The 13,141-nt window shown below is 65.2% G+C and carries 13 protein-coding genes; 7 read left to right on the top strand and 6 right to left on the bottom strand.

Going from position 1 to position 13,141, the window contains the following annotated elements; translation table 11 throughout:
- Positions 1-163: 163 nt before the first annotated feature.
- Positions 164-1,396, top strand: coding sequence for a tyrosine--tRNA ligase (gene tyrS, locus BDD18_RS12200; protein WP_142083450.1), 1,233 nt, complete (start codon positions 164-166; stop codon positions 1,394-1,396).
- 22 nt (positions 1,397-1,418) lie between these two features.
- Here the strand turns inward: tyrS and BDD18_RS12205 are convergent, their stop codons facing one another.
- From BDD18_RS12205 to BDD18_RS12215, 3 genes are all read right to left on the bottom strand, one after another.
- Positions 1,419-1,874: a diguanylate cyclase domain-containing protein gene (locus BDD18_RS12205; RefSeq protein WP_142083452.1), complete on the bottom strand. Its 456-nt coding sequence runs from the start codon at positions 1,872-1,874 to the stop codon at positions 1,419-1,421.
- On the bottom strand, positions 1,763-2,593 hold the full coding sequence (locus BDD18_RS12210) for a hypothetical protein (protein ID WP_142083454.1): 831 nt from the start codon (positions 2,591-2,593) through the stop codon (positions 1,763-1,765). Before BDD18_RS12210 ends, BDD18_RS12205 begins: the two co-directional genes overlap by 112 nt.
- 61 nt (positions 2,594-2,654) lie before the next feature.
- Positions 2,655-3,650, bottom strand: coding sequence for a LysR substrate-binding domain-containing protein (locus BDD18_RS12215; protein ID WP_142083455.1), 996 nt, complete (start codon positions 3,648-3,650; stop codon positions 2,655-2,657).
- 346 nt (positions 3,651-3,996) lie between these two features.
- Between BDD18_RS12215 and BDD18_RS12220 the strand changes: the two genes are divergently transcribed.
- Together BDD18_RS12220 and BDD18_RS12225 are read left to right on the top strand one after the other, a co-directional pair.
- A complete protein-coding gene (locus BDD18_RS12220; protein ID WP_066695817.1) occupies positions 3,997-5,040 on the top strand; it encodes an IS110 family RNA-guided transposase in 1,044 nt (347 codons plus the stop codon).
- A gap of 315 nt (positions 5,041-5,355) precedes the next feature.
- Positions 5,356-5,913 carry a DUF2917 domain-containing protein gene (locus BDD18_RS12225; RefSeq protein WP_142083457.1) on the top strand — a complete coding sequence of 186 codons (558 nt, stop codon included), beginning with the start codon at positions 5,356-5,358 and terminating at the stop codon, positions 5,911-5,913.
- 64 nt (positions 5,914-5,977) lie between these two features.
- Here the strand turns inward: BDD18_RS12225 and BDD18_RS12230 are convergent, their stop codons facing one another.
- Complete coding sequence (locus tag BDD18_RS12230; protein ID WP_142083459.1) at positions 5,978-6,370, bottom strand: BLUF domain-containing protein; 393 nt, start codon at positions 6,368-6,370, stop codon at positions 5,978-5,980.
- Between the two features lie 134 nt (positions 6,371-6,504).
- Between BDD18_RS12230 and BDD18_RS12235 the strand changes: the two genes are divergently transcribed.
- The 3 genes from BDD18_RS12235 (at position 6,505) to BDD18_RS12245 (ending at position 9,788) form a co-directional block, all read left to right on the top strand.
- The gene (locus BDD18_RS12235; protein WP_142083461.1) at positions 6,505-7,260 is read left to right on the top strand and encodes a Crp/Fnr family transcriptional regulator; all 756 of its coding nucleotides are present in this window, start codon (positions 6,505-6,507) and stop codon (positions 7,258-7,260) included.
- A 169-nt stretch (positions 7,261-7,429) separates the two neighbouring features.
- On the top strand, positions 7,430-8,848 hold the full coding sequence (gene glmU, locus BDD18_RS12240; RefSeq protein ID WP_142083463.1) for a bifunctional UDP-N-acetylglucosamine diphosphorylase/glucosamine-1-phosphate N-acetyltransferase GlmU: 1,419 nt from the start codon (positions 7,430-7,432) through the stop codon (positions 8,846-8,848).
- Between the two features lie 175 nt (positions 8,849-9,023).
- Positions 9,024-9,788: a sensor histidine kinase gene (locus BDD18_RS12245; protein ID WP_142083464.1), complete on the top strand. Its 765-nt coding sequence runs from the start codon at positions 9,024-9,026 to the stop codon at positions 9,786-9,788.
- A 29-nt stretch (positions 9,789-9,817) separates the two neighbouring features.
- Here the strand turns inward: BDD18_RS12245 and BDD18_RS12250 are convergent, their stop codons facing one another.
- Positions 9,818-10,309, bottom strand: a complete 492-nt coding sequence (locus BDD18_RS12250; protein ID WP_142083466.1) for an Lrp/AsnC family transcriptional regulator — start codon at positions 10,307-10,309, stop codon at positions 9,818-9,820.
- Positions 10,310-10,447: 138 nt separating this feature from the next.
- Between BDD18_RS12250 and glmS the strand changes: the two genes are divergently transcribed.
- Complete coding sequence (gene glmS / locus BDD18_RS12255; RefSeq protein ID WP_142083468.1) at positions 10,448-12,376, top strand: glutamine--fructose-6-phosphate transaminase (isomerizing); 1,929 nt, start codon at positions 10,448-10,450, stop codon at positions 12,374-12,376.
- Between the two features lie 65 nt (positions 12,377-12,441).
- On the opposite strand, the gene ureG is transcribed toward glmS, so the two are convergent.
- Entirely contained in the window at positions 12,442-13,101 is a 660-nt protein-coding gene (ureG, locus tag BDD18_RS12260; protein WP_142083470.1) for an urease accessory protein UreG, read from the bottom strand.
- Positions 13,102-13,141 lie beyond the last annotated feature (40 nt).

Here is a 13,141-nt window from a genome sequence, read left to right on the forward strand (position 1 = left end):
CCGGGAGCGGATGGCTCGGTGGCACGTGGAGGCACTGAGATGGATACAAGGCAAATATCGGCCGGTGAATCCAGTGCCGAAACGGCGGCCCTACTAGAATCCGCCTTTGCAATGGAGCCCGAGTATAGCGGCGCGCGATCCCCAGACATCGAAAAAAACCCTTATGAATCAATCTGCTGTTACAACAAGCCCGCTGTCCGATGGTGTACGAAAGGCCCTGGAAGTCTCGCTGCGGGGTGTGGAAGAGTTGCTGCCGCAGGACGAGTGGGCCAAGAAGCTGGCGCGCTCCGAATCCACGGGCAAGCCCCTGCGTATCAAGCTCGGCCTGGACCCCACGGCACCTGACATCCACATCGGCCACACCGTGGTGCTCAACAAGATGCGGCAGCTGCAGGATCTGGGCCACCAGGTGATTTTTCTGATCGGCGATTTCACGACGCTGATCGGTGATCCTTCGGGCCGCAACAGCACGCGCCCGCCGCTCACGCCCGAGCAGATCAAGTTCAACGCAGAAACCTATTACACCCAGGCCGCCAAGGTGCTGGACCCCGCCCGCACCGAGATTCGCTACAACAGCGAGTGGTGTGACGCCCTGGGCGCGCGCGGCATGATCCAGCTGTCGGCCAAGTACACGGTGGCCCGCATGATGGAGCGCAACGACTTCCACCAGCGCTTCACCGATGGCAGCTCGATCAGCCTGCATGAATTCCTCTACCCCCTGCTGCAGGGTTATGACTCGGTGGCCCTCAAGAGCGACCTGGAGCTGGGCGGCACGGACCAGAAATTCAATCTGCTGATGGGCCGCCATTTGCAGCAGGAGTATGGCCAGGAGCCGCAGTGCGTGCTCACCATGCCGCTCTTGGTGGGGCTCGATGGCGTGGACAAGATGTCCAAGTCCAAGAACAACTACATCGGCATCACCGAAGACGCCAACACCATGTTTGCGAAGGTGCTGTCGATTTCGGACACCCTGATGTGGGACTGGTACACCTTGTTGTCCTTCAAGAGCCTGGACGAGATCGCCGCGCTCAAGGCCGAAGTGGCGGGCGGGCGCAACCCCAAGGATGCGAAGGTGGCGCTTGCCAAGGAGATCACGGCCCGCTTCCACAGCGCTGCAGCGGCCGATGCGGCCGAGCAAGACTTCATCAACCGCAGCAAGGGCGGCGTGCCCGACGATATTCCTGATGTGGCGTTGTCCGGCGCACCTCTGGGTATTGGCGCCTTGCTCAAGCAGGCCAATCTGGCGCCATCGACCAGCGAGGCCAACCGTTTGATCGACGGCGGCGGCGTGCGTGTGGATGGCGGTGTGGTCAGCGACAAGGGCTTGAAGCTGGAGGCTGGCACCTATGTCGTGCAAGTGGGCAAGCGCAAGTTTGCCCGCGTGACGCTGGGCTGACCTGACCGGTTTTTTTGCGGGCTCAGTCCTGCCGCATGGCAGGGCTGCGCGCCCGCTCCGGCAGCGCATCTTGCCCCGTGGGCGCTTGGCTCAGCACGACCTGGTTGCGCCCTTGCTGCTTGCCCTGGTACAGCGCTGCATCTGCGCGGTGTACTGCGTCCAGCAAGTCTTCGCCGGCGCGCACGGCGGCCACGCCGATGGTCACCGTCACATGCAACACTTTGCCTGAACCCACCCTGAACGGGGCGGTGACAACGGCCTGGTGCAGGCGCTCTGCCAGGTCGCGGGCCCCTGCGGTGGGGGTGTCTGGCAGCAAAATCAGAAACTCTTCGCCGCCCCAGCGGCAGATCGTGTCGGTGGATCGGGTCACCCCCAGTGCGCGGCGGTAAAAATCCTGCAGCACCAGGTCTCCTGCGCGGTGGCCATGGGTGTCGTTGATGCGCTTGAAATGGTCCAGGTCACACAGCAGCAGGGCCAGGGGCGGCTCTCTTGCTGCTGCTTTGCCATTTCGCTGCGCCCCATGTCCATCAGGCGGCGGTTCACGGCGCCAGTGAGGGGGTCGGTGGACGCTTCCTTTGCCAGCGCGGCCTGCGCCTGGGTCACCATGTTGTAGTAGCCGCGCGAGAGGACGATGAAGGCCAGCAGCAGCGTGACGATGTTCTGGTAGCGCAGCAAGTCCAGCACGGTGTCGTCCAGAAGGTACTGAGGTGGGTTGTTGTCACTCCAGCCGTCCAGGCCCAGGTAGATGGCAGACAGGCACAGCGCAATGGCGTTCTTGGTCATCCGGTGTTCGCTGGATGACAGCATGGCCACCGGCACCACGGGCAGCATCAGGTAATGAAAGCCCGCCTCCCAGCCGATGACCACCGTGGCGGCGATGGCGTGCACGGTGATCTCGGCGATCAGCACCAGGGATGCGGCCCTGACGTGGCGGTCGGTGCGCGACAGCCAAAACGCAACGCAATGGGTGAGCACGCTGGCCACATTCAGCCAGGCCAGTGCATCGACTTTGGCCCACACAAAAAGCGCGATGTACAGGCTGTGCACAAGCACACACAAGGCCGACGCCTGGCGTATCAGCAGGCGAAAGTTGTCGTTGCGGGCCTCGATCGGGTGCATGGTGGCGGCAGGGGTGGGGCCGTGGTCAGCGGGGTGCCCCGGCTTGGTGTGATCGGGTGGTGCGGTGGGGCAGCCCATGGCCAGTGCGAAGTGTCCTCCGAGAGGCTGCGGCGGTGACTGGTGTTTTCACGGGGGCCTTTCAGTCGTGGTGGTCTTGCGTGTCGGGGTCGGGCCCATCGCCAATGGCCGCACGCGTGATTTCAGCCTGCGCCGCCAGCCAGGTGCAAAACGCCTTGACTTCGGGGCGCTGTGCGCTACGCGGGCCCACCATGAGCCAGTAGGCCAGCGGGGTGTCGATGCGGTGCTGGGGCAGCACCTCCAGCAGGTCCCCCGCTGCCAGCGCGTCGGCAATCAGGGGCATGCGCGACAGCGCCAGCCCCTGGCCGCTCAGGGCGGCCTGGGCAATCTGGTGCGCGTAGTTGAAATACAGCCAGCGCTCGGGCTGCAGCTTGTCCACGCCGTGGATGTCCAGCCAGCGCCGCCAGCTCAGCCATTCCAGGTGGGCGGAGCGGTGCGCGTCGCTGGCCTCGATCAGGGTGAACTGTGCCACGTCGGCCGGTGTGCGCAGCTCGGGCTTGCCTTTGAGCAGCCAGGGGCTGGCCACCACGGCCAGCTGCTCGCCAAACAGGCGCATGCCGCCTTGCGTGGCGGGGCCGGGCACGCTGTAGCGCAGTGCCAGGTCCACGTCCGAGGTGTCCAGGTCCAGCTGCGCGTCGCTGGCATCAATGCGAATGTCGATACCGGGGTGGTCGCGCTGGAATTCCTCCAGCCGGGGGATGAGCCACATCGATGCAAAGCTGGCCCAGGTGGTGATGGCCACGCTGCGCCGCCCGGCCGTCTGGCGCACCAGCCGCACGGCGGCGTCCATGCGCTCAATGGCCGGCCCCACGGCGCGGTGCAGCTGTGCCCCGGCGCTGGTCAGCTCCACCGCACGCGTGTGGCGGAGGAACAAAGGCACGCCCACCTCGTCTTCCAGCGCCTGGATCTGCCGGCTGACCGCCGACTGGGTGAGCGCCAATTCATCCGCCGCCGCGCGGAAGTTGAGGTGCTTGGCCACGGCCAGAAAGGCGCGCCAGTGGCCGGTGGCAACAGCCCGGGTGCGGACGATGGCGGGGGCGTTTTCGGCAGGAGTCATGGGGTGTGATTGATGCACTATCGGAATCAATAGGGTAGCGCGTTGTCATTGGACTGTGCAGGCCCGCGCGCGCACGATGCGGGCCTATGGACCCTCTGCACAAACCACCGCGCCGTGTGCATCTGCGGTCTCGGGCGGTCTGCTGCGTTTTGCGCCTTGCAGCCCATCCCGATCCGCAGCGCACCCTTGGCCAGCTCGATGCGTGCAGATGGCATGGACGTCTCCACCTACACCGCCGTTGGCGCCGTCGGCCTGTTACCCGATACAAGGTGGGGCCTGGCGGTAACGGCATCAAAGTGCCAAAGTGGAAGTTCGTCGCAACCACCTTTGAACCGGAGGCCCCACCATGCAATTTACTGCAACGCTGCCAGTCATCGGAATGGATATTGCCAAGCACGTGTTCCAGCTGCACGTCGTGGATGCCCAGACAGGCGAGGTCACCCGGCACAAGCTCAGGCGTGATCGAGTAACCGCATTCTTTGCCAATCGTCAGAAGTCCCTCGTCGCGATGGAGGCTTGTGGCGGTGCGCACCACTGGGCCAGAACGCTGCAGACGCTGGGACATGAGGTCAAGCTGCTGCCCGCCAAGCATGTTCGCGCCTTTGTGCTGCGCGACAAGACTGACGCCCGTGATGCCCAGGCCATCTGGGTAGCGGCCCAGCAACCTCACATCAAGGCCGTGCCTGTCAAGAACGAGCAGCAGCAAGCTTGCCTGACACTGCACCGTATGCGCGCTCAGCTCATGAAGGTGCGCATCATGCAAACCAACGCGCTGCGCGGGTTGCTCTACGAGTTCGGAATCGTGCTGCCTGAGGGGCACCGGGCATTGCTCAAGCTCGTTCAGGACGCACTGGCCAAAGCCCAGGAACAGCGGCTGCCAGAAGTGGTGGTCGTCAGCATTCAGGATCAACTGCGTCGTATCGACAGCCTGCAGTGCGATATCGATCAGCTGGACAAACGGCTGGCCTCGATGGTCAAGCAAAACCAGCACATGCTGGCACTGCAAGCCATACCGGGCATCGGTCCGTTGACGGCGACAGCCTTGGTATCTACTGCAACCGACCTGTCCAGCTTCGAGTCCGGCAGGCAATTCGCCGCCTGGCTGGGACTGACGCCCCGACAGACTGGCACCGGAGGGAAGACCCGGCAGTTGGGGATATCCAAACGCGGAGACCCTTATGTGAGGACCATGCTGATGCACGGCGCTCGCGCCGTGATTGCCAGGAGTCAGCGAAGCGGCTGGATCGAGAGACTGTTACTGCGCCGCCCATACAGCGTGGTGGTCGCGGCGCTGGCCAACAAGCTGGCCCGAACAGTCTGGGCAGTCCTGGTCAAAGGCAAGGCCTTTGACCAGGTGAGATGGAATCCGGTCGACCTCGCCGCAGCCTGAGACCACCACAATGAACTGAGAACACCAAACGCTAGGAAACCGTTTTGAAGGAGAGCATGCAAGAAGCTTGTGTGATGGGTCAACAGGTCAAACCGGGGTGGGGGCAATCCGATAGGGATACAGGGCATCAAGCCCGATGTGCAGACAGGAGCCTCACCCGCGAATGCCATCAGGGCCAGCAGGACGAACACCCTGCACCGACAGGCCGTATGTAAGACTGCAAACCCTTCAGACCTTCACGCCGCCGAATCTTGCTCTTCTGGAGACGTCCATGTAAGAGGATCCCTAGACCACTCTTTCATTTAGGAGCCGACCATGCCAGCCCGCCCCCTTGTTCCCCCACTGCAACCCTGCGCGCAGCCTTCGGTGCACCGCCGCGCGGCAGCGGGGTGCTGGCGCCTGGCACCCGGGCGGGCGTTGTCGCTCGAGCCGCGTGAGTCGGGGGTGTTGCGCATTGCCCGGGGCCGGGTCTGGTTGAGCGGTGCAGCGCCCGCGCAAGACCTGGTACTGCAGGCGGGCGATGCGCTGGCCGTTGCCGTGGGCCAGCACGTGGTGCTGGAACCCTGGGGATGGCCGGGAGAGTGCGACGCGCCCGTGCTCTTCCGGTGGGACCATGTGGCCCCGCAGCCCCACCGCCACCAAGCACGCACCCGCGCCGCCCGCGATTGGGAGTTGGGCGTGGTGCAGCCCTTGCAAGAACTGGGGAGAGCGTTCGCTGGTGCTGGGCGGGCCGTAGGCGCAGCCGCGGTCCAGGTCACGGCAGTGGCGGGGCGGCTGGGTGCGGGGTTGGCAGGATTTGCCCTGGGCCGGGTGATGGCCACCGCAGCGCCAGGCGAAAAGGAGGTTTGCATGAAAAATGGCTGTAGCGCTTGACTGTCAAGCACCACTAGCTATCAAAATAATAGCTTTTGATGCGTTTGGCGCAGGTGGTGTCGGCTCACAGCACCAGCGATTCGCGCACCACGTCGAACGCGGCCAGCGCTGCTTGCCCGTCCAGTTGCTCCAAGCGCGCCAGGGCCTCTTCGTCTTCTACGGTGCTGAATGCCAGGCTGAACTCCCGAAACCGCCGCGCCTCCAGCAGGCCGTGGTGCACCACTTCCACGTTCACATGGCGTGTGTCGTCGCCGATGCGCTCCATCAGTTTGAGCACTGCCTTCTGCGGCCCTTCCAGTTGCTGGCAAAAACGTTGGCCGTCAAAGATCAGCAGGCCAGTGATGTCCATGCTGGCATTGGCCGGGCGGGCGTGGGCCGCAATCTCGGCCACCACCTGCAGCGGTTGGTCGGGGGCGAGGGTGCTCACATAGAGGACTTCGTAGAGTGCGGTGTTCATAAGAGCGGCCCAATATAAGACGCGCCCTGACCGCGCCGCAATGTACTAAGACATAGCGCCAGCGGCATGTGTGGCGCCCATGCCCACAGCGCGCGGGCCAGCACCGTCGGCCGCCTGCCTAGAATGGCGCCACCATGAACGCCACCCTTCCCACCTCCGCTTGTCCGCCCGCCTGCGATGCCTGCAGGCTGCGGCGCACCGGGGCGTTCACCCCTGTCCAGCCCGAGCAGCTGGACTTCATCCAGCGCTTTCGGGCAGACACGGCCACGGTGCCCGCAGGCGGCGCTGTGGTGCATGAAAACCAGGACAATGCCCGCCTTTTCACGCTGTATTCGGGCTGGGCGTTTCGCTACAAAACGCTCAGCGACGGGCGGCGCCAGATCCTGAACTTCTTGCTGCCGGGCGACCTGGTGGGCTTGCAGCAGGAGTTTGGCGATGCCTCGATGCACGGGGTGGAGGCGCTTACCGATTGCACGCTGTGCGTGTTCCCCAGCGATGGCCTATGGACGCTGTTTCGCGAGCACCCGCGTCTGGGCTATGACATCACCTGGCTGTCGGCGCACGAAGAAGGCCATGTGGACGACCACCTGCTGACGGCTGGCCGGCGCAACGCCACCGAGCGCGTGGCCATGCTGCTCATGCACCTGTACCGGCGCATGGAACGCATCGGGCTGGTGGAAGGCGGCTCGGTGGCATTCCCGCTCAACCAGCAGCACATTGCCGATGCGCTGGGGCTCTCGCTGGTGCACACCAACAAGACGCTGCGGCGCCTGTCGGTCTTGGGTCTGCACGAACTCAAGAACGGGCGGCTGCGCATGCTCAACACCCGGGCGCTGGCGCGCATTGCCGAGTATTACGACCGGCCACCCCGGCTGCTGCCCCTGCTGTAGCGCGGTGCCAAGACGCCGCCGCATGACGCAAAAGTGCCTGTGGCGCCCGCTGTAAAAGCGCAGGCAGCTATTGTTTACATAGCGCGCCAACGCGTGGCGGGCCAGCCCCGATAATCAGCGGCAACCCGCGCGGCGGCTGCCCGCTGCGCCCACCCACGGATTTGCTCTCATGACTCCACTCGACATCCTCATCATGGCGGCCGGCAAGGGCACGCGCATGAAAAGCCGCACTCCCAAGGTGCTGCAACGCCTGGCCGGGCGCCCGCTGCTGCACCATGTTCTGGACCAGGCAGCCCACCTGCAAGCCCGCAGCGCCATCGTCATCACCGGCCACGGTGCTACAGAAGTAGAAGCGGCCACCGCTGGATTTACGGGCGCTACAGGCAGTTTTGACTTGAAATTTGTGCGGCAGGAGCCGCAACTGGGCACCGGCCACGCCGTGCAGCAGGCCGTGCCCCATTTGCCTGCGGACGGCACGGCGGTCGTCCTCTCGGGTGATGTGCCCCTGACCCAGGCCGACACCCTGCGCGCCCTGGTGGCTGCCAGCGGTGGTGAGCGGCTGGCGCTGCTCACCGTCACGCTGCCCGACCCCACCGGCTACGGCCGCATCGTGCGCAATGCCGATGGCGCCGTGCAAGGCATCGTCGAACACAAAGACGCCAGCGATGCGCAACGCGCCATCACCGAGGTGTACAGCGGCATCATGGCCGTGCCCGCACGCCTGCTCACGCCCTGGCTGGCGCGGCTGACGAACCACAACGCCCAGGGCGAGTACTACCTGACCGACGTGGTCGCCATGGCCGTGGCCGACGGCGTGCCCGTGGTGGCCCACCGCATCACCGATGCCCTGCAGGTGGCGGGCGTGAACAGCCCCCTGCAACTGGCCGAGCTGGAGCGCGCCCACCAGCTGCGCCAGGCCCGCGCCTTGATGGAGCAAGGCGTGCGCCTGGCCGACCCTGCCCGCTTTGACCTGCGCGACGACACCCGCACCGGCGTGCGTGGGGAGCTGGTCTGCGGCCAGGATGTGGAGATCGACGTGAACTGCGTGTTCACTGGCCGCGTGGAACTGGGCGAGGGCGTGAGCATTGGCGCGAACTGCTGCATTGCCAATGCGCGCATTGCGGCAGGCGCAGTCATCCACCCCTACACCCACATCGACGGCGAAAAGACCGGCGCCACCGTGGGCGAAGGCGCGCTGATCGGTCCCTTTGCCCGCCTGCGCCCCGGCGCGCAGCTGGGCCGCGAGGTGCACATCGGCAACTTTGTGGAGGTGAAGAACAGCACGCTGGCCGACGGCGCCAAGGCCAACCACCTGGCCTACCTGGGCGACGCCACGGTGGGCGAGCGCGTGAACTACGGCGCAGGCAGCATCACCGCCAACTACGACGGCGCCAACAAGCACCGCACGGTGATTGAAGCGGATGTGCACATCGGCAGCAACTGCGTGCTGGTGGCGCCCGTCACCATCGGCGCTGGTGGCACGGTGGGTGGTGGCAGCACCATCACCAAGAGCACCGAGCCCGGCGCGCTGAGCGTGGCCCGCGGCAAGCAAGTCAGCATTGCCAACTGGCAACGCCCAAAAAAATGAGGCACCCCCTGAGGCGCTTTGCGCCTTCCCCCTCCAGGGGGACGACAGCCTTTGCTGCGGGGCGGCCCTTGCTGGCTGTCCTCGCCTGTGTCTTCGTGCATGGCGCGTTGGTGCCTCGTTGCGCCGTGCGCGCTTCTGTGGCTGGTGGCAGGAGGTGAAAGTGGCTGGTGCAGACATGACCCCTGAGCAGTTGCGCGCCGCGCTGGCCGCCAGCCAGCGGCAGGTGGCCGACATGGCGGCTGCGCAGGAGGAGTTTTTGCGCGTGGTTTCGCACGACCTGCGTGCGCCGCTGCGCCACATCACGTCGTACGGTAAGCTGGTGCGCGAGGTGCTGGGCGACCTGCCTGCCGATGTGCTGCAAAGTCCGGCGCTGCAAGAAGCGCAAGAGTTCGTCGGCACCATGGAGCAATCGGCCCGCCGCATGGCACAGATGTTGGATGGGCTGCTGGCTTTGTCTCGCGTGGGCCGTGCGCCGCTGCAGCTGCAGCCGGTGGCATTGGCCGGTGCGATAGAAAAAGCCCGGGCCGCGCTGCCCATGGCAGAGGCCGCGCAATGGAGTGTGGCCGCCGACGTGCCCACCGTGCAGGCCGACCCGGCCCTGCTGCACGAGCTGCTGGTGCAGGTGCTGGGCAACGCCCTCAAATTCAGCCAGCACCAGCCAGCCCCCGGCATTGCGGTGCGCACCGTGCCCGCAGCGCGCGGCGCAGGCTGGGTGGCGTGGGAAGTGCAAGACAACGGCGCGGGCTTCAACCCCGAGCGCGCTGCAGGCCTGTTTGGCATCTTCCAGCGCCTGCACCGCGAAACCGAATTTGACGGCGTGGGCGCAGGCCTGGCCGTGTGCCGCGCCATTGCCGAACGCCACGGCGCCCACATCACGGCCACGGCGGCGGTGGGGCAGGGCTGCACGGTGCGGGTGGAGTGGCCTGCGGCGGCAGTTTGATTTGCTATTGAAAATATAGCTGCTGGCGCTTATGGGTTAAGCGATAGCGGCACTTTTGTTTCAAATTTTGCCCGCTTGGTGCTGAAGAACGCCTTGACGTTGCGCACGTTCGCATCGGCGGTGAACAGCCTCTGCGACAACGCCAAGTAGCCTGGCATATCGCGCGTGTGCACCACCAGCACAAAGTCGGGCCCCGGCGACACGCGCCAGCACTGCTGCACCTCAACATCGGCCACGGCGCGGGCTTCAAAGGCGTCCAGCGCCTCGGCGCTCTGGCGGTCCAGGCTCACTTCCACAATGCAGGCCAGCCCGTGGCCCTGCACGGCGGCCAGCCGGTCGGGCTGCAGCAGGGCCACCTGCCGCTCGATCAGGCCCACATCGTGCAGCCGCTTCACGCGCCGCAGGCAGGTGGGGGGCGATACGTGCACCCGCTCGGCCAAGGCCTGGTTGCTTTGGGCGGCATCGTGCTGCAGCAAGTCCAGCAGTTGCAGGTCGATGGCATCGAGGGTGATTGATTGCATAAAAGAGTTGATTATGAAATATTATTTCTGAACGGATGGATGTAGAAATTAAATTTCACTTTCATTGAAAAATCAACTGCATATTTCTCCGACGCCTGCCTACCATCCGTCGCATTGGTTTTATCGGAGGCACCATCCATGTGCGGCATCGTCGGCGCGGTATCCACGCGCAACATCGTTCCCATCCTTGTGCAGGGCCTGCAACGGCTCGAATACCGCGGCTATGACTCCTGCGGTGTGGCAGTGCACGCCGCCAGCCTTGATGCGTCGCGCAACGGCACGCCCCAGGGTGGCCTGCAGCGCGCCCGCAGCACCGCCCGCGTGGCCGAACTGCTGGAACAAGTGACCGCCGAGCACCTGGACGGCGCCACCGGCATCGCCCACACCCGCTGGGCCACGCACGGCGCACCGGCCATGCACAACGCCCACCCGCATTTCAGCCACGGCACGGGCGATGCCGCCAGCCAGCCAGGCCGTGTGGCGCTGGTGCACAACGGCATCATCGAAAACCACGAAGAACTGCGCGCCGCCCTGCAGGCCCGTGGCTACGTGTTTGTGAGCCAGACGGACACCGAAGTCATCGCCCACCTGGTGGACAGCCTCTACCAGGGCGATTTGTTTGAGGCGGTGCAGGCCGCTGTGGCACAGCTGCACGGCGCTTACGCCATCGCCGTCATCCACAAGGACGAACCCCACCGCGTGGTGGGCGCACGCGCAGGCTCGCCGCTCATCCTGGGCGTAGGCAAAGACGGCTCGGAACACTTCCTGGCCAGCGACGCCATGGCCCTGGCGGGCGTGACCGATCAGATCGTTTACCTGGAAGAGGGTGACCTGGTGGATCTGCAACTGGGCCGCTACTGGATCGTGGCCCAGGGTGCGGCCACGCGCCAGGCGCTGACGCCCGCCGAACGCCCCGTGCGCACTGTGCTGGCCCACAGCGGCGCGGCCGAGCTGGGGCCGTATCGCCACTACATGCAAAAGGAAATCTTCGAGCAGCCGCGCGCCATTGCCGACACGCTCGAAGGCGTGGAAGGCATCGTGCCCGAACTGTTTGACGGCGCAGGCCTGCACGGCGAGCCCGGTGCCGCCGCGTGGCGCGTATTCAAGGAAATCGACAACGTCCTCATCCTGGCCTGCGGCACCAGCTACTACAGCGGCTGCACCGCCAAGTACTGGCTGGAAGACATCGCGGGCATTCCCACCCAGGTGGAAGTGGCCAGCGAATACCGTTACCGCACCAGCGTGCCCAACCCGCGCACCCTGGTCGTCACCATCAGCCAAAGCGGCGAAACCGCCGACACCCTGGCCGCGCTGCGCCACGCGCAGTCGCTGGGCATGCAGCACACGCTCACCATCTGCAACGTGGCCACCAGCGCCATGGTGCGTGAGTGCAAGCTCGCCTACATCACCCGCGCCGGGGTCGAGATTGGCGTGGCCAGCACCAAGGCCTTCACCACGCAGCTCGCGGGCTTGTTCCTGCTGACCTTGGCGCTGGCCCAAAGCAAGGGGCGCCTGACCGAAGCCCAAGAGGCCGAGCACCTCAAAGCCATGCGCCACCTGCCCATAGCCCTGCAGGCCGTGCTGGCGCTGGAGCCGCAGCTCATCAGCTGGGCCGAAGACTTTGCGCGCATGGAAAACGCACTCTTCCTGGGCCGGGGCCTGCACTACCCCATTGCGCTCGAAGGCGCGCTCAAGCTCAAGGAAATCAGCTACATCCACGCCGAGGCCTACCCCGCAGGCGAACTCAAACACGGCCCCCTCGCGCTGGTCACCAGCAGCATGCCCGTGGTCACCGTGGCGCCCAACGACGCCCTGCTGGAAAAGCTCAAGAGCAACATGCAGGAAGTGCGCGCCCGCGCCGGTGTGCTTTATGTGCTGGCCGACGCCGACACCCACATCGAAAGCGCCGAAGGCCTGCACGTGATCCGCATGCCCGAACACTACGGCGCCCTCAGCCCGTTGCTGCACGTGGTGCCGCTGCAGCTGCTGGCCTACCACACGGCCTGCGCGCGAGGGACGGATGTGGACAAGCCTCGTAACCTGGCCAAGAGCGTCACGGTGGAGTGATCTCTGTGGAGCAAAGCCCCGGTGTTCAGCAGCCCACGTGCTGGTGTCCACCGTGAGCGATGCACTCAGGCCTTGAGCAAGCCGCTCTTCTCGATAAATCTCACGACCTCGTCCAGGCCAGACTGTGTCTTGAGGTTGGTCATCACGAAGGGCTTGAGGCCTTGCGCTGTCTTGCGCATGCGCTCGGTGTCGGCGCGCATCACCTCCAGGTTGGCGCCCACGTGGGGGGCCAGGTCGGTTTTGTTGATGACGAACAGGTCGCTTTTGGTGATGCCGGGGCCGCCCTTGCGGGGGATTTTTTCGCCAGCAGCCACGTCGATGACGTAGATGGTGAGGTCGCTCAGCTCGGGGCTGAAGGTGGCTGCCAGGTTGTCGCCGCCGCTTTCCACAAACACGATGTCGGCGTTGGGGAACTCGCCCAGCATGCGGTCGATGGCCTCCAAATTGATGGAGCAATCCTCGCGGATGGCCGTGTGGGGGCAGCCGCCGGTTTCCACGCCCAGGATGCGCTCAGGCGGAAGCGCGCCGCTGACGGTGAGCAGGCGCTGGTCTTCCTTGGTGTAGATGTCGTTGGTGATGGCGATGAGGTCGTAGTCATCGCGCATGGCTTTGCACAGCATTTCCAGCAGCGTGGTTTTGCCGGACCCTACGGGGCCGCCGATGCCCACGCGCAGGGGGGGCAGGTTTTTGGTGCGGTTCGGGATGTGGTGCAGTGCGGTGGTCATGGTGTGGGTGATGGCGTCATTTGCTATTAAATAGATAGCT

The organism is Acidovorax temperans, from assembly GCF_006716905.1.
Taxonomy (GTDB): Bacteria; Pseudomonadota; Gammaproteobacteria; order Burkholderiales; family Burkholderiaceae_C; genus Acidovorax; species Acidovorax temperans.